Raw genomic sequence first — 24358 nt, forward strand, 5'->3', positions numbered from 1 at the left:
TCGGCAGGCATCTCGCAAATCACGTGCCAATGCCGATGTGAGGATCGCCAACACCTTAGATGGTTAGGCCTTGGTTGATTGTGGCGCGCCGGCAGGAATTGACCGGCACCCTCGCATGCTCCGGCAATTCCTGCCCGCCGTATCGCCGCGCCTCGATTGCATTTGCGCGGGAACGTTCACCCGGAGTTAACCGCGCTTCCTAACTTTGCCTCCACACCGTTCCCGTAAACCAACGGATGTTCTCGGGGCCAAGAATTGATCCTGACGTGTGCACGGCAATGATCCAGCATGATGACGAGATTCGGCAGCCGCCTCTTTGATCACGCCTTCGTGCGCAGCGGACCGATCCGCTGGCTGGTGGTGGGCGGCGCCCTGCTGATCGCGGCCATCGCCATTGGCTCGGTCCTGATGGCGCAGAATTTCCGCGAGCGGGCGCTGCGCAACTCCAGCCGCGAACTCGAAAACACCGTGCTGCTGCTCGCCCACCATTTCGATCAGCAATTGCAGGATTTCGCGGTCATCCAGAAGGACTTCGTCGATCAGGTCCGCACGACCGGAATCGCGGCCAGGGAGGACTTTCGCAAGCGCTTCTCCGGCCAGGACGTCCACCGGATGTTGCGCTCGAAGATCGAGGCCCTGCCCTACATCGGCGACGTCAACATCGTCGATGCCGAAGGCAATCTGATCAACTCGTCGTCGACATGGCCGACTCCAAAGCTGAACCTTGCCGATCGCGCCTATTTTCGCACCTTCAAGTACGATCCCAATTCGCCCGATGTCCTGATCCAGCCGTTGCACAGTCGCATCTCGGGCGCATGGACCGTCGTGATCGTACGCAGGATCGTCGGGCCGAACGGCGAATTCCTGGGTGCCGTCGGACGCGGGATCGATCCCGCCAAATTCGAGAAATTCTTCGCCACCGTCGTGCTCGGCGAAGGCGCGACGATCTCGATGCTGCATCGCGACGGCACGTTGCTCGCCCGCTATCCCCATTCCAGCGAATTGATGGGGCGGAACTTCAAGACCGGTTCGTTCGAACAGCAGAGAGTCTTCGACCTCGATCGCTACGCCGGACGATTCATGAGCCCCGTCGACGGCGAAGACCGGCTGATCTCCTCGCGCGCCCTTCCCCACTTTCCGATCCTGATGATGGCCACCACGACGCGCGCCTCCGCCCTGACGGACTGGCGCGAGCAGATCGGCATACTGATCTCGGTCGCGGGCGCCTCCGCACTCGCCATCGCGGGCGTGCTGATCGCCGTCGTGCGCAAGCTGCTCGAGCAGCACCGCGCTTCGCGCGAGCGGCTGACGCTGGAGAAACTGCGGCTGGACCGCGCTGTCAACAACATGACGCAGGGCCTCTTGCTGTTCGACGCCGAGCGGCGGCTGGTGGTCTGCAACCAGCGCTACCTCGAAATGTACGGATTGTCGGCCAAGATCGTGAAGCCCGGCTCGAGCTTCCACGACATCATCGCCCATCGCAAGGCGACCGGCTCGTTCACGGGCGACGTCGACGACTATGTCGCGCGCGTGCTGAAGGGCATCCATGCGCGCAACTCCATGGTGGTCGACACCTCCGACGGCCGCTCGATCCACATCCTCAATGAGCCGCTCGCGGACGGCGGCTGGGTGGCGACCCATGAGGACATCACCGAGCGCCGGCGCATCGAGGAGCGCATCACCCACCTCGCCCATTACGACGCGCTGACGGACCTCCCCAACCGCACCATGTTCCACGAGCACCTGCGCGCAGAGCTGGCCGCTGTCGGCCATGACGAACAGATCGCGGTGCATTACATCGACATCGACGAATTCAAGGGCGTCAACGACGCGCTCGGCCATCTCGTCGGCGACGAGCTGTTGAAATCAGTTGCCGCGAGTCTGCGCCGCTGTGCGGCCCCGACGGATTTCGTGGCGCGGCTCGGCGGCGACGAATTCGCCATCGTCCAGAGCGCGGTGACGTCGCGGGACCAGGTCGACGAGCTCGTCGCGCGGATCTTCGCGGCCATCCGCGCGCCGTTCGACTGCATGGGCCATCATCTCACCACCGATGCCAGCGTCGGCATCGCGCTCGCGCCGGAACACGGCACTGCGCTCGACCAGATTCTCAAGAACGCCGACATGGCGATGTACGCCGCCAAGTCCGCCGGACGCCGCACCTATCGGTTCTTCGAGCCGGAGATGGATGCCAAGGTGCGCGAGCGCCGGCAGATCGAGAGCGACCTGCGCCAGGCCATCGCCCAAGGGGGGCGCGATGGCGGCCTCGAGGTCCATTACCAACCCTGCCTCAGCCTGAAGGATGATCGCATCACCGGCTGCGAGGCGCTGGTGCGCTGGCGCCATCCCGAGCGCGGCATGATCTCGCCGGCCGAGTTCATCCCGATCGCGGAAGATACCGGCCAGATCAACGAGATCGGCGAATGGGTGCTGGCGACCGCTTGCCGGGACGCGGCGAACTGGCCCGACGACATTCGCCTCGCCGTCAACGTTTCGCCGGTGCAGTTCAAGAGCGGCACGCTGGCCTTGAAGATCATGGCGGCGCTCGCCGCCTCCAACCTGCCGGCGAGCCGGCTCGAGCTCGAGATCACCGAGGCGGTGCTGATCCGCGACGACGACACCGCGCTGGCGATCCTGCACCAGCTCCGCGCCATCGGCGTGCGCATCGCGCTCGACGATTTCGGCACCGGCTACTCCTCGCTGAGCTATCTGCACCGTTTCCCGTTCGACAAGATCAAGATCGACCGCTGCTTCGTCGACGACATCGCCGGCCCCGACGGCTCCGCCAGCATCGTCCAGGCCGTCGTCAATCTGGCGGCCGCGCGCCGCATGACCACCACGGCCGAGGGCGTCGAGACCGAGGAGCAGCAGCGCCTGCTCCGCGCGCTCGGCTGTTCGGAGATGCAGGGCTATCTGTTCAGCGCCGCGAAGCCCGCCGACAAGGTGCTGGAGCTGTTCGCGCTGCATCGCAGCCGGCTCACCCAGCGCGACGGTCACGCAAGCCGCCGCCGCGAGGCGGGTTAGGCCTAGCCGATCTGGAACGGGCATCCCCAAACGAAATCGCCCGGAAGCGGTCATCCGCTCCCGGGCGATTGTCTGAAAACCACAGGGCCTAGTTCGGCACCGCCGCCTTGGACGCGGGCTTGGCGGCAACCGCATTGGCTGTGACGCCGTGCAGGAAGTCGAAGGCCGCGTGCAGGGCCTTGTCGTCCTCTTCCTTCGGCGGAACGTAGGACTGCGATCCGGTCTGCTCGCCACCCTCACCGGCAGAGAGATGGCCGCGCATCTGGGACTCCGCCATGGTGTCCATGCGGCCCTTCAGTTCCGGCGGCACGTCCTGCAGGATCTCGATGTCGGGGGCGATGCCCTGGGCCTGGATCGAGCGGCCCGACGGCGTGTAGTAGCGCGCCGTGGTCAGCGCCAGCGCGCCGTTGCCGGCGCCGAGCGGAATGATGGTCTGCACCGAGCCCTTGCCGAACGAGCGCGTGCCGATGATGGTCGCACGCTTGTGATCGTGCAGCGCGCCGGCCACGATCTCGGAAGCCGAAGCCGAGCCGCCATTGACCAGAACCACCAGCGGCTTGCCCCTGGTCAGGTCGCCGCCATGCGCGGTGAAGCGCTGGGTCTCCTCCGGATTGCGGCCGCGGGTCGAGACGACCTCGCCGCGCTGAAGGAAGGCGCTCGACACCGACACGGCCTGGTCGAGCAGACCGCCCGGATTGTTGCGCAGGTCGACGACGTAACCGACGAGCTTCTCCTGAGGGACATCCTTGGTGATCGATGCGATCGCCTTTTTCAGGCCGTCGGTGGTCTGCTCGTTGAACGAGGTGACGCGGATATAGCCGATGTCGCCGTTCTCGACGTGGAAGCGCACGGGACGCACGTGAATGATCTCGCGCTTGATCGCAACCTCGACCGGCGCGTCGGCGCCCTTGCGCACGATGGTGAGCTTGGTCTGGGTATCGACCGGGCCCTTCATTTTGTTGACGGCCTGCTCGAGCGTCAGGCCCTGTACGGCCTCGCCGTCGATCTTGCTGATGAGGTCGCCGGACATCAAGCCGGCCTTCGAGGCGGGCGTATCGTCGATCGGGGAAACGACCTTGACCAAGCCGTCCTCCATGGTGACCTCGATGCCGAGGCCGCCGAACTCGCCGGAGGTGGTCTCCTGCATCTCGGTCCAGGCCTTCGCATTCATGTAGCGCGAGTGCGGGTCGAGCGAGGTCACCATGCCCGTGATCGCGCCTTCGATCAGCTTGGCATTGTCAGGCTTCTCGACATAGCTGGCCTTGACGCGCTCGAACACCGTACCGAACAGGTTGAGCTGGGAATAGGCGTCGTCCGCGTTCGCTGCTGCCCGCGCCGCCCATACACCGCCGTGCGGGCTGGCTACCAGAAGGGTCAGACACGCTCCAGAGAGCGCGCCCAGGGGGAACAGCAGGGATTTCCGCATGGATCGACTGGCCTTCTTGTTTGCTCGGCGGTTTACTAGCGCTTGTCTCTCGAGACTTGGGACGAGACTTGGGACCCGCCTTGCAGGTGGCGATCCAGTTTGCTTCTCACAATACCATTCTGGTTTCTTCATGGCCGGGATGCCACGCCGGCGGGTGCATCGCAAAAATCCCTTCGTTCGGACCTGAACTTTTGGCAACGTTGCAGGACTGGCCGGCCCCCAAAGATACCCTCGGGAAATCGGTGCGCCGGTCCACGCCTCGCAGCCATGTCATTTTAGGATGGTTTTGGAGCGCTGGACGGGTTAGGCGATGACACAAGGCTTCAAATTCTCGGGAGGATAACAATGAACGAAGCACCCCGGATCCAACCGGAACGGAACGTCGAACTCGGCGCCAGCAACGAGCCGTTCCAGAACCTGCACGAATTCGTCCGAAAAGCGCGGGCCAACCTCAACCAGAACGCCTGGGACTACATCGTCGGCGCCGCCGAGACGGAAACCACGATGCGCCGCAACCGGATGGCGCTGGACGAGATCGCCTTCCGGCCGCGGGTGCTGCGCGACGTCCGCAAGGTCGACGGCTCGGTCCAGCAGTTCGGCCGCAGGATGCGCCTGCCGGTGGTGATCGCGCCAGTCGGCGCGCTTGAGATCTTCGATCCGGAGGGCGCGGCGAGCGTCGCACGTGCTGCCGGCACCTTCGGTGCGGCGCACATGTTGAGCTCGGTGTCCGAGCCCGGCCTGGAGAAGACCGCCGAGGCTGCGCCCGACGCGCTGCGGCTTTACCAGCTCTATGTCCGCGGCGACGACGCTTTTGTCGCCGATGTCGTCAGCCGCACCGAGAAGAACGGCTATGCCGGCTTCTGCCTGACCGTCGATACCGCCCATTACAGCCGTCGTGAGCGCGACATCGCCAAGCGCTACGTTCGCGAGAGCCGCCTGCGCGCCACCGGCGGCGATTTCCAGAAGGGACTGGAGTGGCGGACCGTGAAGATGGTCAAGGACAAGTTCAAGATCCCGCTGATCCTGAAGGGCATCGCCACCGCCGAGGACGCCCGGATCGCGGTCGATCACGGCGTCGAGTGGATCTACGTCTCCAACCATGGCGGCCGTCAGCTCGACCACGGCCGCGGTGCCATGCATGTGCTGCCCGAGATCGTCGAAGCCGTGAAGGGCCGCGCCAAGATCATGGTCGACGGCGGCATCTGCCGAGGCACCGACATCGTCAAGGCGATCGCGGCAGGCGCGGACCTCGTCGGCATCGGACGGCTGCAATGCTGGGCGCTGGCGGCGGCGGGTGAAGCCGGCGTTGCGCGGATGCTGGAGCTGCTGGAGGACGAGGTGCTGCGCTGCCTCGGCCTTCTGGGCGCGACGTCATTCGCCGAGGTCGACAAATCCTTCCTGCATCCGGCGACCGCCACCAACGCACCGAGTGTGTTCAGCGCATTCCCGCTGTTCGACCACGATCCGTACCGTTACTGAGTGAAAGGATGCAGGTGACATCGCTCTCTCCCGGCAGCGCGGATGCGCTGCTGTTCGATCTCGGGCGCGTGGTGCTCGACATCGACTTCTCCAAGGCGATCGCCTGCTGGGCGGGACATGCCGGCTGCCAGCCCGAGGCCATCGTCGCGCGCTATGTGCGTGACGAGGCCTACCGGCTGCACGAGGTCGGCAAGATCAGCGACGAGGATTATTTCGCTTCACTGCGTGCTTCGCTCGGCATCGGCATTTCGGACGCGCAGTTCCTGGAGGGGTGGAACGCGATCTTCGCCGGCGAGATGCCCGACATCGCCGAACTGCTGCCGCGTGCGGCGAAGCAGATGCCGCTCTACGCCTTCTCCAACACCAACCGGCCGCATGTCGACTATTTCTCCAGGGAGTATGGCGAACTGCTCGGCCATTTCCGCGCGCTGTATCTGTCGTCCAGCATCGGCCTGCGTAAACCGGATGCGGAGGCTTTCGACCATGTCGTCGCGGCGATCGGCGTGCCTGCGGAGCGTATCGTGTTCTTCGACGACCTTGCCGAGAATATCGAAGGCGCGCGGGCCTGCGGACTGACGGCGGTGCATGTGACGTCGGCGCGCGACGTTGGAAACACTTTGAAGGCGTTGGGCATCTGAAACCGGCCCGCCGCCACATAAGATCTCTGCAGGCAGGTTTCAGGAAAAATATGCAAGAGGGAGGAACCCGGTTGCTCTGTGCATTTTTAAACAGAGTTCCGGGAACGGAATACCACCTTTCGGACTCATCACTCCGTTGGGACTTCTACAACGGACTTTTCGACGTGCTGGGTAAAACCTATCTCACCAAGCAGGCTTCCCTGCTGCTCGAATTCGCGAGGACAACCTCGGATTCGGACCTTTCCGCCAAGCTGATCAGCAAGGCCGCCGACCTGAAATCGCAGGCCGATCCGCTGCCCGACAAGGATCAAGGGCCGAGAGCTCCCGACGTCGCATTCGCCAGCCCGGATGCACCGACCAGGCGTTGAGCGACGCGAGCCGTAGCGCTCGTCGTTCTCATCTTGGGGATAGCCCCCTCCTGCCACGGGTCTCATTGTCTAGATGGCGTGACGCCAAGCCTGAGCCCGCCGTCAATACGGGCTGCAAGTGGCAGAATGGTCGCCCTCTTCCGCAATTTTGCCTCCGCCTCCGCGCTCGGTTAGAAGACTGTCGGAACATGTCGTCCGAACGTGCCGAGCAGGAGTTTCGCCGTGGCCTTGATGCCGGTTTCCGACGCCCTCGCCGCGGTGCTGGCGGGCGTTGAGCCGCTGCCTGAGCAGATGGTTTCGCTCGACGAAGCCCACCACCGGGTGCTCGCGCGTGACGTCGCCGCGCGGCGCACGCAGCCCCCGCAAGCCATGTCGGCGATGGACGGCTACGCCGTGCGCGCGGCCGACGCGGCTGCGATCGATTCCAGGTTGACTGTCATTGGTGAGGTCGCAGCGGGCCGTCCGTTCACAGGACAGGTCGGCGCCGGCGAAGCCGTGCGGATCTTCACGGGCGGTGTCGTTCCCGACGGCGCGGACGCGGTCGTGATCCAGGAGGACACGATCGCCGAAGGGGGGCAAATAACGATCAAGGAAGCCGCGATGGTGGGGCGGCACATCCGCCCCGCCGGCGTCGATTTCCGAGAGGGGGATGTCCTTCTGCGCAAGGGGACACTTCTAACGGAGCGCGATCTCGCGCTCGCAGCGGCAATGAACCATCCGCATCTCGCCGTCTGCCGCCGCCCGAAGGTCGCGATCCTCGCCACCGGTGACGAGCTGGTGATGCCGGGCGCCACACCCGGGCACGGCCAGATCGTCTATTCCAACGGCTACGCCCTGCATGCGCTCGCCAGACAGGAAGGGGCCGAGACGATCGACCTCGGCATCGCCGCCGACACGCTCGCCGCCACCACCGCCGGCATCCGCCGCGCGCGCGAGAGCGGCGCCGACATCCTGGTCACGACCGGGGGCGCATCGGTCGGCGACCACGACCTGGTCCAGCAGGCGCTCAAGGACGAAGGCATCGCGATGGCGTTCTGGAAGATCGCGATGCGGCCCGGCAAGCCGATGATGCACGGACGGTTGGGGGCGATGGGCGTGATCGGCCTGCCCGGCAATCCCGTGTCCTCTTACGTCTGCGCCTTCCTGTTCATGGTCCCGCTGATTCGCGCGCTGTCGGGCCGCTCGGTGATTCATCATCATCGCGAGCGCGCCGTGCTGGGTCGCGATCTCGGTGCCAACGACCAGCGCGAGGATTACTTACGCGCGCGCCTGGAGCTGCGCGACGACGGCACGCTCGTCGCTCTTCCCGTCAGCCATCAAGATTCCTCTCTGCTTGCGAATCTTGCTGCGGCACAGGTACTTCTCGTGCGCGCACCGTTTGCGCCAAAGGCCGAGGCCGGTAGCCCTTGCGAGGTCCTGCGGCTCCCCGTCTGACCTGCGCGGCCACACCCATTCCGCGCGCTTCGTTCTGTTCACGCTAAATTAAGCAGTTGCGGAACATGTATCGAACATATAGTGTCTGTTCATGATTTGTTTCGAGATGTAGCGGCTTATCGCTGAACTCATCGTCTCGAAATCGAACGACATCAACCGGGGGACTTTGGTCGAGATGCTAACGCGCAAACAATACGAGCTTCTGCGGTTCATCAGCGAACGCTTGAAGGAAAGCGGCGTGCCGCCGTCCTTCGACGAGATGAAGGATGCGCTCGACCTGCGCTCGAAGTCGGGCATCCACCGCCTGATCACCGCGCTCGAGGAGCGCGGCTTCATTCGCCGCCTGCCCAACCGCGCCCGGGCCATCGAAGTGATCAAGCTGCCGGAGCTCCAGGCTGCCGCCGGCACCCGACGCGGCTTCACGCCAAGCGTCATCGAGGGCAATCTCGGCAAAATACGCGCGAGCTCCAGCCCGTCCGCAGACGAGGGCGAGCGGCCCGTTGCCGTGCCCGTGATGGGCCGCATCGCGGCCGGCACCCCGATCGAGGCGTTGCAGACCCGCAGCCACACCATCAGCGTGCCGCCCGACATGCTCGGCTCCGGCGAACACTACGCGCTCGAAGTGCGCGGCGATTCCATGGTCGAGGCCGGCATCCTCGACGGCGACATGGCGCTGATCCAGCGCAACGAAAGCGCCGATACCGGCGACATTGTCGTGGCGCTGATCGACGACGAGGAAGCTACACTCAAGCGCTTCCGCCGCCGCGGCGCCTCGATCGCGCTGGAGCCCGCCAATGCCGCGTATGAGGTGCGCATCCTGCCGCCGAACCGCGTGAAGATTCAGGGCAAGCTGATCGGGCTGTACCGCAAGTACTAGGTTCGGAAGTCCTCGATCAAGACGTCGTTTGCGCCTCGTGCGCGCGGCTTCGATCGGCATCGCCGATCAGAGATTGGAGCGGATGATGGTCCGCTCCGGCTGGATAGTCTTTCTGGTATTGCACAGACTATCCGGCCCATTCTCCGCAGCGGCATCATCGGCCGGGCGCGCGAAGAAGCATTGCCTCGCTTTTCCCCCACGACGCGATCATTCTGTTTGAGCACTTTGGCTACGCCTGCAGGAAGCCGACACGCGCCTGCCAAATGCAAGCGCGCCAACTTTGTTCCTATTGAATTCGGGAAAGATAATGTGATCTCGGCTCGGCGATCCGAGCCGCAGATTTGCCTACAACCGGGCAGACCGTCACGTGCTTCCACTCTGATAGGGGCGTGCGCCTCCGAAAGAGGTGCGGGTCGCTATCGCTGCATTGAGGAGCACCCGATGTGTGACTACAGCCTGCATGCCGTCGCGACGCGCCCCGCAGAAGTCGGCGAGACGATCGTCACGACAACGTTCCGCGGCACCTCGACCCGCGGCTTCGCCTCCGAAGCCGATCTCTCCGTCGCGGTCTGCCTGCTGCCGGGAACGGAGCTCGCCTTCGCCGACAACGTCCGTTACGACAACCGCTGGATCTGGACGCGCACCGTCAACTCCCGCGTCGGCAAGTTCGGCAAGATCGATCCGCACATTCCCGATCGCCATCACGACGCGATCGAATTCCCGGACGGCAAATCCGTGCTGGTGACGCAGCTCGTCGAAGGCCAGCGTGCAACCGTGCTGCAACTGCCGGTGACCCAGCCGGTCAGCGAGCGCAACCGTGAGATCATCGCCGACAGCCGCCCGACGGTCACGCGACTGCCGATCGGCTGACAGGGACTTTAGTCCTCCGCCTGAAGATCGGCCTCCGCGGGGGTCGCATCCTTGCTGCGCGGAGCCGCTGCCCTGGGCATGAGTGCTCCTTCGAAATCTCCCTCGCCGGCAGCCGCCGGCGACCAGGGACGGTTTGTGCCCCTCGCCCTCACCGCCTGAACCGAAAAGCCGTCGCCACGCTGCGTCAGTGCCAGCGCGCCCTGGCGAACGAGCCGGTGCCGATCCACCACCATAGCCGCACAATCAGGCGGCGCGGACCGTGACGTCACGACCAGTGCGGCCCGGCTGCAATCATCCGCCAGCGCATCGATGCGCGAAGCCAGCGCGACCAGCCGACCGTCGGCGAGGGGCGTGACGCAGCCGGACTCGTCGCACGATATGCCGCTTGCCAGCGCGCCACTGCCGGCATCGCGTGGATCGGCGTCGGCAGACAGCCATTCCTTCAGCAGGAAACTGTCCTTGCCCGTCCTGATCAGATGCAAGCGTCCGTCCCCGCCCCTCACCGCGACGCTCGCACCGTCCCCGGCGATCAGGATATCGGGCTGCCGCACCGACAGCCCCCAGGCGATGGCAGCCAGCAGCACCACGGCGCCGCACCAGCGCAAGGGCGTGCGCAACAGGCCCATCACGATGATCCCCAGACTCGCTGCGATCAGCGGCGCGATGCCGAATGCGGGGATGCGGCCGACCGCGCCCGGCAATGCCGCCACCCAGCGCGAGACCACGACCATCCAGTCGATGCCGATCCCCATCAGCCACCAGAACACGCCGTCGAGCCCGAACGGTGCCGCGAGCAGGCCCAGCAGCCCGGCCGGCATCACCAGCGCCGAAACCACCGGCATTGCGCCGAGATTGGCGAGCACGCCGTAGGGTGTGACGCGGTGGAAGTGGAAGGCGGCGTAGGGCGTGGTCGCAAGCCCCGCGATCAGCGAGGCCAGGAACAGCATCGCGATCTCGCGGCCGCCCCACATCGCGACGCGCGCGGTCGCCGAATGGTCGGGCGAGGACAACAGGTTCGGCATGCCGATCTGCACCAGCGCGACGAGTCCGAGCGTCGCGGCGAACGACATCTGAAAGCTCGGATGCACCAGCGCCTCCGGCGCGACCGCGAGCACGATCAGCGCTGCCACGGCGAGCGTGCGGAAGGTGATGGCGCGGCGATCGACCATCACTGCGATCAGCACCACCGCCGTCATGAAGAACGATCTTTGCGTCGCGACCTCCGCGCCGGACAAAAGCAGATAGAACGCAGCCGCGACCAGCGCCGCCGCGGCCGACCATTTCTTGATGGCGAAGCCGGCCGCCAGTCCCGGGATCAAGGCCAGCAGAGCGCGCACCGCGAAGAAGACGACGCCTGCGACCACCGCCATGTGATAGCCGGAAATCGAGAGCACGTGCCCGAGCCCCGAGATGAACATCGCGTCGTTGACCGGCGTGGAAATCGCATCGCGCCGCCCGGTCAGCAGCGCTGTCGCGATCGCGCGGTTGTCGCCCTCGAGCGTGGCGCGGATGCGGGCGTCGATCGCATCGCGCAGGCCCTGCATGAAGGCGGCATAACGCAGCCGCAGGCCGCCGGCATCGGGCGGGATCGAAGCGGTGATCGCGCCCATGACGAAGCCGGAGGCACCGATGCCCTGAAAGAACATGTCGCGCGAAAAATCGTAGCTGCCGGGGCGTACCGGTGAGAGCGGCGGCATCAGCCGCGCCTTGAGCTGCACGAAGCTGCCGACCTCGGGCGCAGTGCCCTTGCGCACCGACAGGCGGACGCGCTCCAGCTTGACCTCGCTGCGCTGGGCCTCCATCGCGGTGACGCGCAGCACGAAACGATCGGTGCGCTCGCGGATGTCGCGGGCCTCGACGAAACCCGACAGCGACACCGAATAGAGCGGCTTGGCCAGCACGGGGTGACTGATGCGCGTCGTCTTCCAGGTTGCTACGGCAAAGCCGGAAGCGACCGCTGCGATCATGATCGCAGGCGCAAACAGCCGCCCCGCACCGGCCTCGGCGCGGGCCCATGCGCGTAGCTTCTCGACGATTGCCGGCCAAGCGCCAACGCCCGCCGGCGCGAAGCCGCCGGCCGGTGCAGCACGGTTGACCGGCCACGTCCCGGCAACTCCCTGAGCCCGTACTGGCCGGCCCGGCTCCGCCATCCCCCTGCACCTTACGCGACGCGACTGGCGCGGAGGCTACCGGAACGTGCGAGGGGGCAAATAGCGGTACAGACCGAGAACGAGGGCGGCCGCGCTCTACTTTTCCTCTTCCATGGTCACGGCCACGTCCGCCTCGGCAGAAAGCCGCACCTTGTTGCCCTCGACACCGGCGACGAGGCCCTTGTCGATGAAGTGATGGTGGCCCTTGTGGCTGCCCTCGCCGCTGTCCTTCTTGGTCAGCTTGATGCGATTGCCTTCGACCTTGTCGACGGTACCGACATGGACGCCGTCGGCGCCGATCACTTCCATATGCTCTGCGATATTTTGCATGGTGGTTCCTTGTTTGGATCCACGTCAACGCGCGGCAATAGCTTGAGTTCGTATTTTTCTGTCATTCCGGGGCGCGCCACTTGGCGCGAGCCCGGAATCCATAACCCGCAGCCGGGGTTATGGATTCCAGGCATGGCCCATAGGGCCATCCCGGAATGACGAGACTAGTGAAGTCACGCGAGCGCTAGATCAGTGGCGCCTTCGCCGAGGCGTGGTGATTGACGATCTTCCAGTCGCCGTCCTCGCGGACGATGACCCAGCTCATCTTGACGACGAGATCGTCCCGCTCGCCGGCGAGGTCGAACGAGATGGTCGCGGCCATGTTGATCAGATCGGGGCCGGCTTGCGCTGCGTTCACGTCGGAGAACACGGCACTCGGTTTGCGCCAGCGCGGCAGGCCGTTGAAATAATCGGCGACGCCATCCCTGCCCCGATAGAGCTTCGGGTTGGAGCCGAAAAAGAACGCGTTGTTCGAATACAGCGACGACAGCGCGGCCGCGTCGAGCGTCGCGAAGCCGGCGCGCCATTTCGCGATGATGGTGGAAACGACGGCGTCGGCTTCGTTGCTCATGTGATCAGCCCTTCGCGACTTCCTTCGCGAACGTGTCACGCAGGCCGATGGTGCGCGAGAACACCGGCTTGCCGGGCGTGGAGTCCTTGTCGCGCACGAAATAGCCCTGGCGCTCGAACTGCATCGGCTCGGCCGAATTGCTTTCTGCAACCGATGCCTCGATCCGCGCCTCGGCCAGGATCTCCAGTGAGTTCGGATTGAGATCGGCGGCGAAGTTCGATGCGTCCGGGCTCGGATTGGCGAACAGCTGAGTGTAGATGCGGATCTCCGCGGGCACCGAATTCACGGCCGGCAGCCAGTGCATGGTCGCCTTCACCTTGCGGCCGTCGGGCGCGTTGCCGCCCTTGGTTGCGGGATCATAGGTGCAGCGCAGCTCGACCACCTCGCCCTTGTCGTTCTTGATCACGCCGGTGCACTTGACGAAATAGGCGTAGCGCAGCCGCACCTCGTTGCCCGGCGACAGGCGGAAGAACTTCTTGGGCGGATTTTCCATGAAGTCGTCCTGCTCGATATAGAGCTCGCGCCCGAAGGTTATCTTGCGCGTGCCGGCCGAGGGATAGTCAGGATGGTTGATCGCCTCGAGCTCCTCGGTCTCCCCTTCCGGATAGTTTTCGATCACAACCTTCAGCGGCCGCAGCACGCCCATGCGACGCTGCGATGTGCGGTTCAGCTCCTCGCGGATGCAGAACTCGAGCATGCCGACGTCGACCACGCTGTTGGCCTTGGCAACGCCGATGCGCTTGACGAATTCGCGTAAAGCCGCCGGCGGCACGCCGCGGCGGCGCATCCCCGCCATGGTCGGCATGCGCGGATCGTCCCAGCCCGCGACATGTCCGTCGCGCACGAGTTGGGTCAGGACGCGCTTGGACAGCAGCGTATAGGTAAGGTTGAGCCGCGCGAATTCGTACTGATGCGGCTTCGACGGCACCGGCAGTTTTTCGATGAACCAGTCGTAGAGCGGCCGGTGGTCCTCGAACTCCAGGGTGCAGATCGAATGCGTGATGCCCTCGATCGCATCCGACTGGCCATGCGCATAATCGTAGCTCGGATAGATGTGCCACTTGGTGCCGGTGCGCGGATGATGCGCGTGCAGGATGCGATAGAGCACGGGGTCGCGCAGATTGATGTTGCCGGCGGCCATGTCGATCTTGGCCCGCAGCACGCGCGCGCCGTTCGGGAATTCGCCGGCCTTCATCCGCCGGAACAGGTCGAGGTTTTCGTCCACGCTGCGGTCGCGGAACGGCGAGTTCTTGCCGGGCTCGGTCAGCGTACCGCGCGCCTGGCGGATTTCCTCCTGGGACTGGTCGTCGACATAAGCAAGGCCGTCGCGGATCAGCTTCTCGGCCCATTCGTACAGGCGGTCGAAATAGTCGGAGGCGAAAAACAGGTTCTTGCCCCAGTCGAAGCCGAGCCAGCGCACGTCAGCCTGGATGGAATCGATATATTCCTGCTCTTCCTTGACCGGATTGGTGTCATCGAAGCGCAGATGGCAGCGACCCGGAAACTCCTGGGCGATGCCGAAATTGAGCGCGATCGACTTGGCGTGGCCGATATGCAGATAGCCGTTCGGCTCCGGCGGGAACCGGGTCACGATCTCCTTGTACTTGGCCTGATCGAGGTCGGCCTGGATGATGTCACGAATGAAATCGCGCCCAACCTCAGTCGCCACCGGTTCTGTCATTAGGAAAATCCTGTAGGGAAATCAGCGGTCCTTCTGCCAAATTCGCTTGGCTGAGCCAAGGCCTTAAGCGGTCCGCTGCCGGGCTTTAGTTATGCGCCGGTCCTGTTATATACCACCGCCTCCAATGCATAGGCCCTGCCAAGAATGACCTCCCCCGTCGTCACCCGCTTTGCTCCCTCCCCGACCGGCTTCCTCCATATCGGGGGCGCCCGCACGGCGCTGTTCAACTGGCTCTATGCGAAGAAGCACGGCGGCAAGATGCTGCTCCGGATCGAGGACACCGACCGGGAGCGCTCCACCGAGGCCGCGATCGGCGCCATCCTCGACGGCCTGAAATGGCTCGAGCTCGGCTGGGACGGCGAGGTCATCTACCAGTTCAGCCGCGCCGCCCGCCACCGCGAGGTCGCCGAGCAGCTGCTCGCCGAGGGCAAGGCCTACCGCTGCTACGCCACCGCCGAGGAGCTGACTGCCATGCGCGAGAAGGCACGCGCCGAGGGCCGCACCCGCCTCTATGACGGCCTGTGGCGCGACCGCGATCCCGCGACAGCCCCATCCGACGTCAAGCCGACCATCCGGCTCCGCGCGCCGCAGACCGGCGAGACCGTGATCGAGGACCAGGTCCAGGGCCGCGTGGTCTGGCAGAACGAGAATCTCGACGACCTCGTGCTTTTGCGCGGCGATGGCAACCCGACCTACATGCTCGCCGTGGTGGTGGACGACCACGACATGGGCGTCACCCACGTCATTCGCGGCGACGACCATCTGATCAACGCCGCGCGCCAGAAGCAGATCTACGATGCGATGGGCTGGGCGCTGCCGAGCATGTCCCACATCCCGTTGATCCACGGCCCGGACGGCTCGAAGCTCTCCAAGCGCCACGGTGCGCTCGGCGTCGACGCTTACCGCGCCATGGGATATTTGCCGGCAGCGCTACGCAATTACCTCGTCCGGCTCGGCTGGAGCCATGGCGACCAGGAGATCTTCTCGACCGAGGAGATGATCGCCGCGTTCGACCTCGCCAGCGTCGGCCGCGCCGCCGCCCGGTTCGATTTCGCCAAGCTGGAAAACCTCAACGGCCACTACATCCGCCACGCCGACGATCAATCACTCGTGAAGATGTTCGAGGACGTGCTCGACCATCTCGTGCCCGCGCGCGACGAGCTTAAGGCCAAGTTAAACGACACCACGCGCGCCCAGCTTCTCAAGGCCATGCCGGCCCTGAAGGAGCGCGCCAAGACGCTGATCGAGCTGATCGACAGCGCCTATTTCATCTTCGCTGACCGGCCGCTGGAGCTCGATCCCAAGGCGCAAGCGCTGCTGACGCCAGAGAACCGCAAGCTGATCGGCCAGCTACATTCCGCGCTGGAGAAAGTCGAGACGTGGAGCGGCGCGGCCACCGAAGCCGCGCTACGTGCTTTTGCCGAGGAAAATAGTCTCAAGCTGGGCGCGGTCGCCCAACCCTTGCGGGCCGCGCTGACCGGGCGGACGACGTCGCCTGGTATATTTGAGGTTTTGGACGTCCTGGGACGCCAGGAAAGCCTCGGCCGGCTTAAGGATCAGTCTACGACGTAAGTCGAGCATGCGTGCGGTGATCTTGCAGCGCACACAGCAATAATATACCCATCTCCCCCGTACCTTCTGGAACATCCGGCCTGCCCCATCATCTCTCAAAGGGGCCTCCGGCTCCGGCCCGTTTCACCATACATCGGGGACCTCTGATGGACGCAAAATCAAGCAATAAGACCGCTACACTGACGGTCGGAAACAAGAACTACGATCTCCCGATCCATAGCGGCAGCGTCGGGCCTGATGTCATCGATATCGGCAAGCTCTACGGCCAGTCCGGCCTGTTCACCTACGATCCCGGCTTCACCTCCACCGCGAGCTGCCAGTCCAAGATCACCTATATCGACGGCGACGCGGGCGTGCTGGAATACCGCGGCTATCCGATCGAGCAGCTCGCCGAGAACGGTGACTTCCTCGAGACCTGCTATCTCCTGCTGTTCGGGGAACTGCCGACCGCCGCGCAGAAGAAGGATTTCGACGACCGCGTGATCCATCACACGATGGTGCACGAGCAGATGGCCCGCTTCTTCCAGGGCTTCCGCCGCGACGCCCATCCGATGGCAATCATGGTGGCCGCAGTCGGCGCGCTCGCCGCGTTCTATCACGACTCCACCGACATCAACGATCCCAAGCAGCGCATGATCGCTTCCATGCGCATGATCGCGAAGATCCCGACCTTGGCTGCTATGGCCTACAAGTACACGGTCGGCCAGCCCTTCGTGTACCCGAAGAACTCGCTCAAGTTCGCCGAGAACTTCCTGCACATGTGCTTCGCCGTGCCGTGCGAGGACTACAAGATGAATCCGGTGCTCGCTGAAGCGCTGGACAAGATCTTCATCCTGCATGCCGACCACGAGCAGAACGCCTCGACCTCGACGGTGCGCATCGCCGGCTCCTCCGGCGCCAACCCGTTCGCCTGCATCGCCGCCGGCATCGCCTGCCTCTGGGGCCCGGCGCATGGCGGCGCCAACGAAGCAGCGCTTGCGATGCTCGCCGAGATCGGCACCGTGGACAAGATCCCCGAATTCATCGCCAAGGTGAAGGACAAGAACAGCGAAGTCCGCCTGATGGGCTTCGGGCACCGCGTCTACAAGAACTACGATCCGCGCGCCAAGATCATGCAGAAGATGTGTCACGCCGTGCTCAAGGAGACCGGCCATGGCGACGATCCGATGCTGAAGGTGGCGCTCGAGCTCGAGCGGATCGCGCTCAGCGACCAGTACTTCATCGACCGCAAGCTCTACCCGAACGTCGACTTCTATTCGGGCATCACGCTGAAGGCGATGGGCTTCCCGGTCTCGATGTTCACCGTGCTGTTCGCAGTCGCCCGCACCGTCGGCTGGATCAGCCAGTGGAGCGAGATGATCGAGGATCCCCAGCAGAAGATCGGCCGTCCGCGCCAGCTCTACACCGGCGTCACCAAGCGCGACTACGTCGCGATCAAGGATCGCAAGTAAGATCCAAGCCGATACGGCTTTCGAAACGGCGCCATCGCAGGATGGCGCCGTTTTTGTTTGTGCATGCGCTTGTCGAGGGCAAGCCCAGGGACCGATCGGCCGACTCCCGATGCTGCCGCGCACAACAACAAGTCCACGCTTGCGGCCGCAAACGCCTTGACAGTCAGAGCGCTCCGCGCGCAAATTCTTACACTAAGTAAGAATGACGACAGGGATGGAAATGCCAGAGCAGCCGAGAAGTCGGCGGCAGACGCGTGCTGCCATTTTGACTCATCTGCTTCAGTCGGGCGGCTCGTTTCGCCCGCCGCTGGCCAAGGCCGTGCGCCTCTCGGAAGCGAGCCTGTCGCGTATCCTGCTTGACCTGAAGGCCGAAGGTCTGATCGAGGAAGTGCGGCGCCCTGCCCCTTACGTCGGCGGCCCGACCGGCCTGGTGTCCCTCGACGGCTCGGTCGCGCTCGCGGCCTTCGAGCTGACGGCGCAGCACCTCGGCGTCGGCGTCGGCGGCCTGTCGGGCGAATTGCACTACGCTGAACGCGTGCCGCTGCCGAAGACGCCGACCGTCGAGACCGTGGGCCGGGTGTTTCGCGAAGCGATGACATTGTTGCGCGACTGGACGCGGCGCCGCCGCGTCGTCCTCTCGCAGGTCGGCGTCTCCGTTCCGGGCCTCGGCCGGCTCAGCGCCTCGGTCAACCCCATCATCCCCTGTGACGTCGGGCGCATTAGCGACATGTTCGGCGAGATGTTCGCCGGCGTGCCCGTCGAATTCACCAATTCGGTCGTGGCGCACGCCACATTCCATCGTTGCCGCACGGAAAACTATCCGTTCAACGACACGCACCTGTTCGTCTTTGTCAGCCATGGCGTTGCGGGCGCCTGGATGGATGATCCTGTCGAGACCGACGCGCTCCAGCCGATCGAGCTCGGTCACATGGTGTTTGGCGAAGGCGGACCGCGCTGTCGCTGCGGCCACATCGGCTGTGTCGAGGCCTATACGTCGCTTCCGGCGCTGGCCGAGCTTCTCGGCGTGCCCGAGCCGGAATTGCTCCAGCTCGGCAACGATTGGGTCACCGCGATCCCGATCTCCTCGCGCGTGCGCCAGGAGCTGCGGCATCGCCTGTATCGCCTTGGGCTCGCGATCGGCAACACGCTGAACGTCAAGCCCTGTCACGGCGTCGCCATCTCCGGCTGGCCCTCGCTCCTTGCCGAGGGCGATCGGAAAGCCCTGGTCGACGGGGTCGATGCCTGCCTGCTCGGCGGCCGCGAGCATGCGCGGGTGTCGCTGGCCTTCGTGCCGCCGTCGAACGGCAATGATCCCAGGGCCGCACTGGCCTTCGCCGCATTCTGCCTCGCCTGCCGCGGCGGCATGCCGGCCGCGTCGACGGAGGCCGCCTGACATGGCCTGAAGCTGTGCGGCTCACGCGCAAAGAGAATTCACACCGGGAGGAACTGCCATGCCGATCACGACAACAAGGCGCCGACTGCTCGCTGGATCTGCCGCCGCGCTCGCACTGCCGGCCTTTGCCCGCGCGCAAGGCGCGGTCAAGCCGCGCCTGACCGCGATCTCGCAATGGTCCGCGGGCAGCGATGGGGCGGCCATTACCGCGCTCGGGAAGAAATTCGAGGAGAAAGGCGGGGTTTGGCAGCACTCGCCAGTTCCCGGGTTCACCACCGAGATGATGAACAAGCTGCGCGCTCAGATCATGGCCGGCGATCCGCCGGCCTGCTCGCAGCTCAAGGGTCCCGAGATCGCAGCCTGGTCGAAGATCGCGCCGACGGTCGATCTCGACGCCGTCGTCGCCGCCGCCGGCTACGAGAAGGTCGTCGCGCCCGACCTTGCGAAGCTGCACAAGCCCGCCGGCAAGTGGATCGCACTGCCGCTGCAGATCTACAGCACCAATATGCTGTTCCTGTCCAAGCGTGCGATGGACAAGGCCAAAGCCGACAAGATCCCCGTCACTTGGGCTGACTTCAACGATCTCGCTGAGAAGATGAAGGCGGGCGGTGTCGCCTCTCCCATCGCCAACGGTGGCACCCGTCCGGACGACGGGCAGAAATTCGAAGCTGCGCTCGCCGGCATCAGCCCCGCAGCCTATCGCGCCGCCATCATGAATCTCGACAAGAAGGCGCTCGAGGGACCCGAGATCAAGGCCGCGTTCGCGCAGGTGCGCAAGATCGCCGACTGGATGGATCCCAATGTCGGCGCCCAACACTTCTCGACCAACCTCAAGCGCTTCGTCGACGGCGATATGGGCATGATGATCATGGGCGGCTGGGCGCAGGGCGTGCTGCGCAATGCCGGCTTCAAGTTCGAAGACTTCACGATCGCGCCGGGCCCGAGCGACAATGGTAAACCGGTGTTCCTGCTGAACGCCGACGCCTTCATCTTCTGGCAACGCAAGGAGGCGGACCTGCAAGCCGGCCAGACGCTCATGGCCCAACTCGTCATGGATCCCGCGATCCAGACCATGTATTCGCAGATCACGGGATCGATCCCCGTGCGCACCGATGTCGATCTGTCCGGCGAGGGCTGGTCCGAAGGGCAACGAACGACCTCGGCCGCCCTCAAAAGCGCTATCGCCAGCAATCAAGCCCTCCTCAGCATGGCGCACAACATGGCGCAGGAGAACGGCATGACGGCCGCGATGATCGACGTGATCACCGAATACGTGAAGAACAAGACGATCAAGCCGGAGCAGGCGGCCACCCGTCTCGCCGACGCCGTTGAGGGCGCGCGTTGAGCAATGTCGCCACGATGAAACCGGTCCGGCCGGCGCTTCCCGAATGGGTGCGCCGGCTGCCCGAATATCTGATGATCTGGGTGCCGCTGCTGCTGTCCGCCGCGCACCTCGTGTCGTTCTCGCTGTGGACGATCTGGATCTCGTTCACGCCGTCCACGCTCGTTCCAGTTTCGGGCTGGGTGGGGTTGCGCAACTACTCGTCAGTCCTGGCATCACGAAACTGGCAAATCGCTTTCGACAATCTGCTGCTGTTCGGCAGCGCTTTCGTGCTGCTGAGCGCGGCGACCGGCCTCGCCCTCGCGATCCTGCTCGACCAGCGCATTCGCGGCGAGAACGTGCTGCGGTCGATCTTCCTCTATCCCCTCGCGGTGTCGTTCGTGGTCACCGGCACCGTCTGGAGCTGGCTGCTCAATCCCGGCCTTGGAATCCAGAAGCTGGTCCACGACCTCGGCTGGACCTCCTTCAAGTTCGACTGGCTGATCGACCGCGACATGGCGATCTGGACCATCGTGATCGCGGCGATCTGGCAATCCTCGGGCTTCGCCATGGCGCTGTTCCTTGCCGGCCTCCGGTCCGTCGACACCGACATCATCAAGGCGGCGCAGATCGACGGGGCCGGGCCAGTTCGAATCTACCGCCGCATCATTCTGCCGTCGCTTTGGCCTATCACCATCACCGTCGTCGTGATCCAGTTGCAGTTCGCGATTTCGACGTTCGACCTCGTCCGCGCGCTCACCAATGGCGGCCCGGGAATCGCGACCCAGCTGCCGGCACTCGTCGTCTACGACCTGATGTTCCAGCGCAGCCTGCTCGGCCGGGGCGCGGCGGCGGCAGTCCTCATGCTGCTCATTCTGCTCGCGGTGCTGCTGCCCTATGCGGCGTGGCGATATGTCCAGCGACGGCGGGCCGCCCATGCGTGACCGCTCCTTTGCACCAAGCCGGATCCTGATCTACCTCGTCGTCCTGCTGATCGCAGCAGCATGGCTCGCGCCGCTCGCCGTCGTCGTGCTGAATTCGCTCCGCAGCAACGAGGAGATCGCGCAGGGCTCGATGATCGGCTGGCCGCAGCATTGGGCCTGGAGCAACTATTTGACGGCGTGGAGCGGCTTCTGCGTCGCCGAGACCTGCGCCGGCATCCGGCCGTACATGCTGAATTCCGCGCTCGTCACCACCCCTGCGACGATCTTCTCGACCCTGCTCGGTGCGATCGCCGGCTACGCCGTGTCGCTCTGGCGTTTTCGCGGCGACACCTGGATCTACGGCATCGTGACGCTGGGCCTGTTCCTTCCCCAGCAGATGCGCCTGCTGCCCTGGACCATCGTACTGCGAGACATCGGTCTCATCAACACGCTGGCCGGCCTCGTGCTGATCCACACCATCCAGGGGCTCTCCTTCACCACGCTGTTCTGCCGCAACTATTATGTCGCCATTCCCCACGAATTGATCAGGGCCGCCCGCATCGACGGCGCCGGGTTCTTCCGCATCTTCTGGCGCATCATCCTGCCGCTCTCTGGTCCGATCCTGGTGGTCACCGTGATCTGGCAGTTCACGCATATCTGGAACGAGTTTCTCTATGGCGTAACGTTCACGAGCGGCCAGCAGCAGCCCGTCACCGCCGCTCTCATCGCGCTGTCCGCCGCCGTCGCAGACATCCCGCAGCATGGCGTGCAGAGCGCCGCAGTGATCATCGCGGCGCTTCCGACGCTGTTGATCTATCTCCTCGGCGGCAAATACTTCGTCCGCGGCCTGACTGCCGGGGCCGTGAAGTGATGGAGTTGTCATGGCAGCACTGAGCATTCGCACCCTGTCGAAGCGCTACGCCAATCTCGAGGTGCTGAAGGGGATCGATCTCGACATCGAAAGCGGCGAGTTCACGGTGCTGGTCGGCCCGTCCGGCTGCGGCAAGTCCACCTTGCTCAATATCGTTGCCGGGCTCGATCATCCAAGCGCAGGGACCGTCGAGATCGGCGGGCGCGTCGTCAACGACGTCCCGCCGAAAGACCGCGACATCGCCATGGTGTTCCAGTCCTACGCGCTCTACCCGTCGATGACGGTACGCCAGAACATCACTTTCGGCATGGAATGCCGTCACGTACCCAAGGCCGAGCAGGACAAGGCGGTCGCGAACGTCGCCAGACTGCTCCAGATCGAGCCGCTGCTCGGCCGCAAACCCTCGCAATTGTCCGGCGGCCAGCGCCAGCGCGTGGCGATGGGCCGCGCGCTGGTGCGTGATCCCCTGCTCTTCCTGTTCGACGAGCCGCTGTCCAATCTCGACGCGAAACTGCGCGTCGAGATGCGGATGGAGATCAAGCGGCTGCACCAGCGCATCGGCGCGACCATCATCTATGTCACCCACGACCAGATCGAGGCGATGACGATGGCGACGCGGATCGCCGTGATGCATCGCGGCGTGGTGCAGCAGTTTGCCGATCCTGACACTGTGTACCGCTATCCCGCCAATCTGTTCGTCGCGCGCTTCATGGGCTCGCCTCCGATGAACACCATGCCGGCGCGGCTCGAGGCAGACGCCGGCGGGCCCGTGGTCGTGATCGGCGCAGGGCGACCGGACGAGGTTCGCCTCCGCCTGCAGGGATACGATGCGGCGGCGCCGTATCTCGGGCGCGAGGTGGTGTTCGGGATCAGGCCGGAATGCATCGCGGAGGGCAACCGCGTGTTCTCCGCCGATGCGCCCATCGTCGTCCACGCGCCGGTGGAGATGGTCGAGCCCACCGGCGCCGAAACCATCGTGCTGCTGCGGCTCGGCGGCGAGTCCGCGCTGGCGCGCATCACGCCGGACATCCGCCCGCCGCCGGGGATGGCGGCCCCCTTCGCGCTCGATACGCGCCGCATCTGCCTGTTCGACCCCGAGACGGAGCGACTGATCGCATGACAAAGACGAACTATGCCGGACTTGCTGACCGCGTCGTACTGATCACCGGCGGTGCCAGCGGCATCGGGGCCGCCTTCGTGCGCGCCTTCGCGGGCCAGGGAGCGCGCGTGGCGTTCCTCGACGTCGATGAAGCGGCCGGCAGGGCGTTGGTCTCGGAGGTGAGCGCTGCGACCGAAACCGCGCCCTTGTTCGTGCCCTGCGACCTCCTCGACATCGAAGCCTTGCGCGCCGCCATGGCACAGGTGCACCGATCGCTCGGCGATGCCGCAGTCCTCGTCAACAATGCCGCCAACGATCAGCGCCAGGTGCTGAGCGAAGTGACGCCCGCCGAGTTCGACTGGACGATCGGCGTCAATCTCAAGCACGTCTTCTTTGCCGCGCAGGCCGTCGTGCCGCAGATGCAGGCGCGCGGCGGCGGCTCGATCATCAACATGTCGTCGATCGCCTGGATGCGCGGTGCCCCGGCGCTGCCGGTCTATGCCGCGGCCAAGGCGGCGATCGTCGGGTTCACCAACTCGCTGGCACGATCGGTCGGCCACGAGCGCATCCGCGTCAATGCGATTGCACCGGGCATGGTCATCACCGAGCGCCAGCGCCGGCTGTGGTATCCGGACGAGAAGGTCATCGCCGAGATGCGCTCACGCCAGGCCGTTCCGGATGCCGTGACGCCGGAGGACATCGCCAACATGGCGCTGTTCCTGGCCTCCGACGAAAGCCAGCGCATCACCAGTCAGTGTTTTCGCGTGGATGCAGGCCTCACCTAACCTCGTATCCGCGAAGATCGTACAGAGGCTGCTTCCGAAGCCTGCCAACGTTCGTATCACCGTCTGGTTCTCCAGCATCCATCGTGATGGAAGGCCAC

At 64.9% G+C, this 24358-nt stretch carries 20 protein-coding genes; 15 read left to right on the forward strand and 5 right to left on the reverse strand.

What is annotated here, in order from left to right:
• Positions 1 to 288: 288 nt before the first annotated feature.
• Positions 289 to 3021, forward strand: coding sequence for a bifunctional diguanylate cyclase/phosphodiesterase (locus tag C7G42_RS30840; RefSeq protein ID WP_106952657.1), 2733 nt, complete (start codon positions 289 to 291; stop codon positions 3019 to 3021).
• 88 nt (positions 3022 to 3109) lie between these two features.
• Here the strand turns inward: C7G42_RS30840 and C7G42_RS30845 are convergent, their stop codons facing one another.
• Positions 3110 to 4447: a S41 family peptidase gene (locus C7G42_RS30845; protein ID WP_106952658.1), complete on the reverse strand. Its 1338-nt coding sequence runs from the start codon at positions 4445 to 4447 to the stop codon at positions 3110 to 3112.
• Positions 4448 to 4792: 345 nt separating this feature from the next.
• Here C7G42_RS30845 and C7G42_RS30850 point away from each other — a divergent pair, with 345 nt between their 5' ends.
• From C7G42_RS30850 to C7G42_RS35555, 6 genes are all read left to right on the forward strand, one after another.
• Positions 4793 to 5926 carry an alpha-hydroxy acid oxidase gene (locus C7G42_RS30850; RefSeq protein ID WP_106952659.1) on the forward strand — a complete coding sequence of 378 codons (1134 nt, stop codon included), beginning with the start codon at positions 4793 to 4795 and terminating at the stop codon, positions 5924 to 5926.
• Positions 5927 to 5934: 8 nt separating this feature from the next.
• Positions 5935 to 6564 (forward strand): HAD-IA family hydrolase, encoded by a 630-nt coding sequence (locus tag C7G42_RS30855; protein WP_199581229.1) that lies wholly within the window; start codon positions 5935 to 5937, stop codon positions 6562 to 6564.
• 164 nt (positions 6565 to 6728) lie between these two features.
• Positions 6729 to 6932: a hypothetical protein gene (locus C7G42_RS30860; RefSeq protein WP_106952660.1), complete on the forward strand. Its 204-nt coding sequence runs from the start codon at positions 6729 to 6731 to the stop codon at positions 6930 to 6932.
• Between the two features lie 222 nt (positions 6933 to 7154).
• Entirely contained in the window at positions 7155 to 8366 is a 1212-nt protein-coding gene (locus tag C7G42_RS30865) for a molybdopterin molybdotransferase MoeA (protein WP_106952661.1), read from the forward strand.
• 175 nt (positions 8367 to 8541) lie between these two features.
• Positions 8542 to 9243, forward strand: coding sequence for a transcriptional repressor LexA (gene lexA / locus C7G42_RS30870; RefSeq protein WP_106952762.1), 702 nt, complete (start codon positions 8542 to 8544; stop codon positions 9241 to 9243).
• Between the two features lie 441 nt (positions 9244 to 9684).
• The gene (locus C7G42_RS35555) at positions 9685 to 10113 is read left to right on the forward strand and encodes a hypothetical protein (protein WP_162308572.1); all 429 of its coding nucleotides are present in this window, start codon (positions 9685 to 9687) and stop codon (positions 10111 to 10113) included.
• An 8-nt stretch (positions 10114 to 10121) separates the two neighbouring features.
• On the opposite strand, the gene C7G42_RS30880 is transcribed toward C7G42_RS35555, so the two are convergent.
• From C7G42_RS30880 to C7G42_RS30895, 4 genes are all read right to left on the reverse strand, one after another.
• Positions 10122 to 12263 carry a ComEC/Rec2 family competence protein gene (locus C7G42_RS30880; RefSeq protein WP_106952662.1) on the reverse strand — a complete coding sequence of 714 codons (2142 nt, stop codon included), beginning with the start codon at positions 12261 to 12263 and terminating at the stop codon, positions 10122 to 10124.
• A gap of 96 nt (positions 12264 to 12359) precedes the next feature.
• Positions 12360 to 12593 (reverse strand): DUF2171 domain-containing protein, encoded by a 234-nt coding sequence (locus C7G42_RS30885; RefSeq protein ID WP_106952663.1) that lies wholly within the window; start codon positions 12591 to 12593, stop codon positions 12360 to 12362.
• A 184-nt stretch (positions 12594 to 12777) separates the two neighbouring features.
• A complete protein-coding gene (locus tag C7G42_RS30890; RefSeq protein WP_106952664.1) occupies positions 12778 to 13164 on the reverse strand; it encodes a nuclear transport factor 2 family protein in 387 nt (128 codons plus the stop codon).
• A 4-nt stretch (positions 13165 to 13168) separates the two neighbouring features.
• Entirely contained in the window at positions 13169 to 14845 is a 1677-nt protein-coding gene (locus tag C7G42_RS30895) for a glutamine--tRNA ligase/YqeY domain fusion protein (protein WP_106952665.1), read from the reverse strand.
• Positions 14846 to 14989: 144 nt separating this feature from the next.
• On the opposite strand from C7G42_RS30895, the gene gltX reads away from it, so the two are divergent.
• The 8 genes from gltX (at position 14990) to C7G42_RS30935 (ending at position 24260) form a co-directional block, all read left to right on the forward strand.
• Positions 14990 to 16417 carry a glutamate--tRNA ligase gene (gene gltX, locus C7G42_RS30900; RefSeq protein ID WP_106952666.1) on the forward strand — a complete coding sequence of 476 codons (1428 nt, stop codon included), beginning with the start codon at positions 14990 to 14992 and terminating at the stop codon, positions 16415 to 16417.
• Between the two features lie 146 nt (positions 16418 to 16563).
• A complete protein-coding gene (gene gltA, locus C7G42_RS30905; RefSeq protein ID WP_106952667.1) occupies positions 16564 to 17868 on the forward strand; it encodes a citrate synthase in 1305 nt (434 codons plus the stop codon).
• 214 nt (positions 17869 to 18082) lie between these two features.
• Complete coding sequence (locus C7G42_RS30910) at positions 18083 to 19261, forward strand: ROK family transcriptional regulator (RefSeq protein ID WP_199581230.1); 1179 nt, start codon at positions 18083 to 18085, stop codon at positions 19259 to 19261.
• Between the two features lie 58 nt (positions 19262 to 19319).
• Positions 19320 to 20606, forward strand: coding sequence for an ABC transporter substrate-binding protein (locus C7G42_RS30915; protein ID WP_106952669.1), 1287 nt, complete (start codon positions 19320 to 19322; stop codon positions 20604 to 20606).
• Between the two features lie 14 nt (positions 20607 to 20620).
• On the forward strand, positions 20621 to 21526 hold the full coding sequence (locus C7G42_RS30920; RefSeq protein WP_106952763.1) for a carbohydrate ABC transporter permease: 906 nt from the start codon (positions 20621 to 20623) through the stop codon (positions 21524 to 21526).
• Complete coding sequence (locus C7G42_RS30925) at positions 21519 to 22376, forward strand: carbohydrate ABC transporter permease (RefSeq protein WP_199581231.1); 858 nt, start codon at positions 21519 to 21521, stop codon at positions 22374 to 22376. The genes C7G42_RS30920 and C7G42_RS30925 overlap by 8 nt, the downstream gene beginning before the upstream one ends.
• A gap of 10 nt (positions 22377 to 22386) precedes the next feature.
• Complete coding sequence (locus C7G42_RS30930) at positions 22387 to 23496, forward strand: ABC transporter ATP-binding protein (RefSeq protein WP_106952671.1); 1110 nt, start codon at positions 22387 to 22389, stop codon at positions 23494 to 23496.
• Positions 23493 to 24260 carry an SDR family NAD(P)-dependent oxidoreductase gene (locus tag C7G42_RS30935; RefSeq protein ID WP_106952672.1) on the forward strand — a complete coding sequence of 256 codons (768 nt, stop codon included), beginning with the start codon at positions 23493 to 23495 and terminating at the stop codon, positions 24258 to 24260. The genes C7G42_RS30930 and C7G42_RS30935 overlap by 4 nt, the downstream gene beginning before the upstream one ends.
• Positions 24261 to 24358 lie beyond the last annotated feature (98 nt).

The sequence above is a fragment of the Bradyrhizobium sp. MOS003 genome (assembly GCF_003020125.1).
GTDB lineage: Bacteria > Pseudomonadota > Alphaproteobacteria > Rhizobiales > Xanthobacteraceae > Bradyrhizobium.

Coding starts and splice junctions, on each gene's coding strand:
- C7G42_RS30840 (WP_106952657.1), top strand. CDS start 289: ATGATGACGAGATTCGGCAGCCGCCTCTTTGATCACGCCTTCGTGCGC.
- C7G42_RS30895 (WP_106952665.1), bottom strand. CDS start 14,845: ATGACAGAACCGGTGGCGACTGAGGTTGGGCGCGATTTCATTCGTGAC.
- C7G42_RS30850 (WP_106952659.1), top strand. CDS start 4,793: ATGAACGAAGCACCCCGGATCCAACCGGAACGGAACGTCGAACTCGGC.
- gltX (WP_106952666.1), top strand. CDS start 14,990: ATGACCTCCCCCGTCGTCACCCGCTTTGCTCCCTCCCCGACCGGCTTC.
- C7G42_RS30880 (WP_106952662.1), bottom strand. CDS start 12,263: ATGGCGGAGCCGGGCCGGCCAGTACGGGCTCAGGGAGTTGCCGGGACG.
- C7G42_RS30915 (WP_106952669.1), top strand. CDS start 19,320: ATGCCGATCACGACAACAAGGCGCCGACTGCTCGCTGGATCTGCCGCC.
- C7G42_RS30925 (WP_199581231.1), top strand. CDS start 21,519: ATGCGTGACCGCTCCTTTGCACCAAGCCGGATCCTGATCTACCTCGTC.
- C7G42_RS30930 (WP_106952671.1), top strand. CDS start 22,387: ATGGCAGCACTGAGCATTCGCACCCTGTCGAAGCGCTACGCCAATCTC.
- C7G42_RS30890 (WP_106952664.1), bottom strand. CDS start 13,164: ATGAGCAACGAAGCCGACGCCGTCGTTTCCACCATCATCGCGAAATGG.
- C7G42_RS30920 (WP_106952763.1), top strand. CDS start 20,621: ATGAAACCGGTCCGGCCGGCGCTTCCCGAATGGGTGCGCCGGCTGCCC.
- C7G42_RS30855 (WP_199581229.1), top strand. CDS start 5,935: ATGCAGGTGACATCGCTCTCTCCCGGCAGCGCGGATGCGCTGCTGTTC.
- C7G42_RS30910 (WP_199581230.1), top strand. CDS start 18,083: ATGGAAATGCCAGAGCAGCCGAGAAGTCGGCGGCAGACGCGTGCTGCC.
- lexA (WP_106952762.1), top strand. CDS start 8,542: ATGCTAACGCGCAAACAATACGAGCTTCTGCGGTTCATCAGCGAACGC.
- gltA (WP_106952667.1), top strand. CDS start 16,564: ATGGACGCAAAATCAAGCAATAAGACCGCTACACTGACGGTCGGAAAC.
- C7G42_RS35555 (WP_162308572.1), top strand. CDS start 9,685: ATGTGTGACTACAGCCTGCATGCCGTCGCGACGCGCCCCGCAGAAGTC.
- C7G42_RS30885 (WP_106952663.1), bottom strand. CDS start 12,593: ATGCAAAATATCGCAGAGCATATGGAAGTGATCGGCGCCGACGGCGTC.
- C7G42_RS30935 (WP_106952672.1), top strand. CDS start 23,493: ATGACAAAGACGAACTATGCCGGACTTGCTGACCGCGTCGTACTGATC.
- C7G42_RS30845 (WP_106952658.1), bottom strand. CDS start 4,447: ATGCGGAAATCCCTGCTGTTCCCCCTGGGCGCGCTCTCTGGAGCGTGT.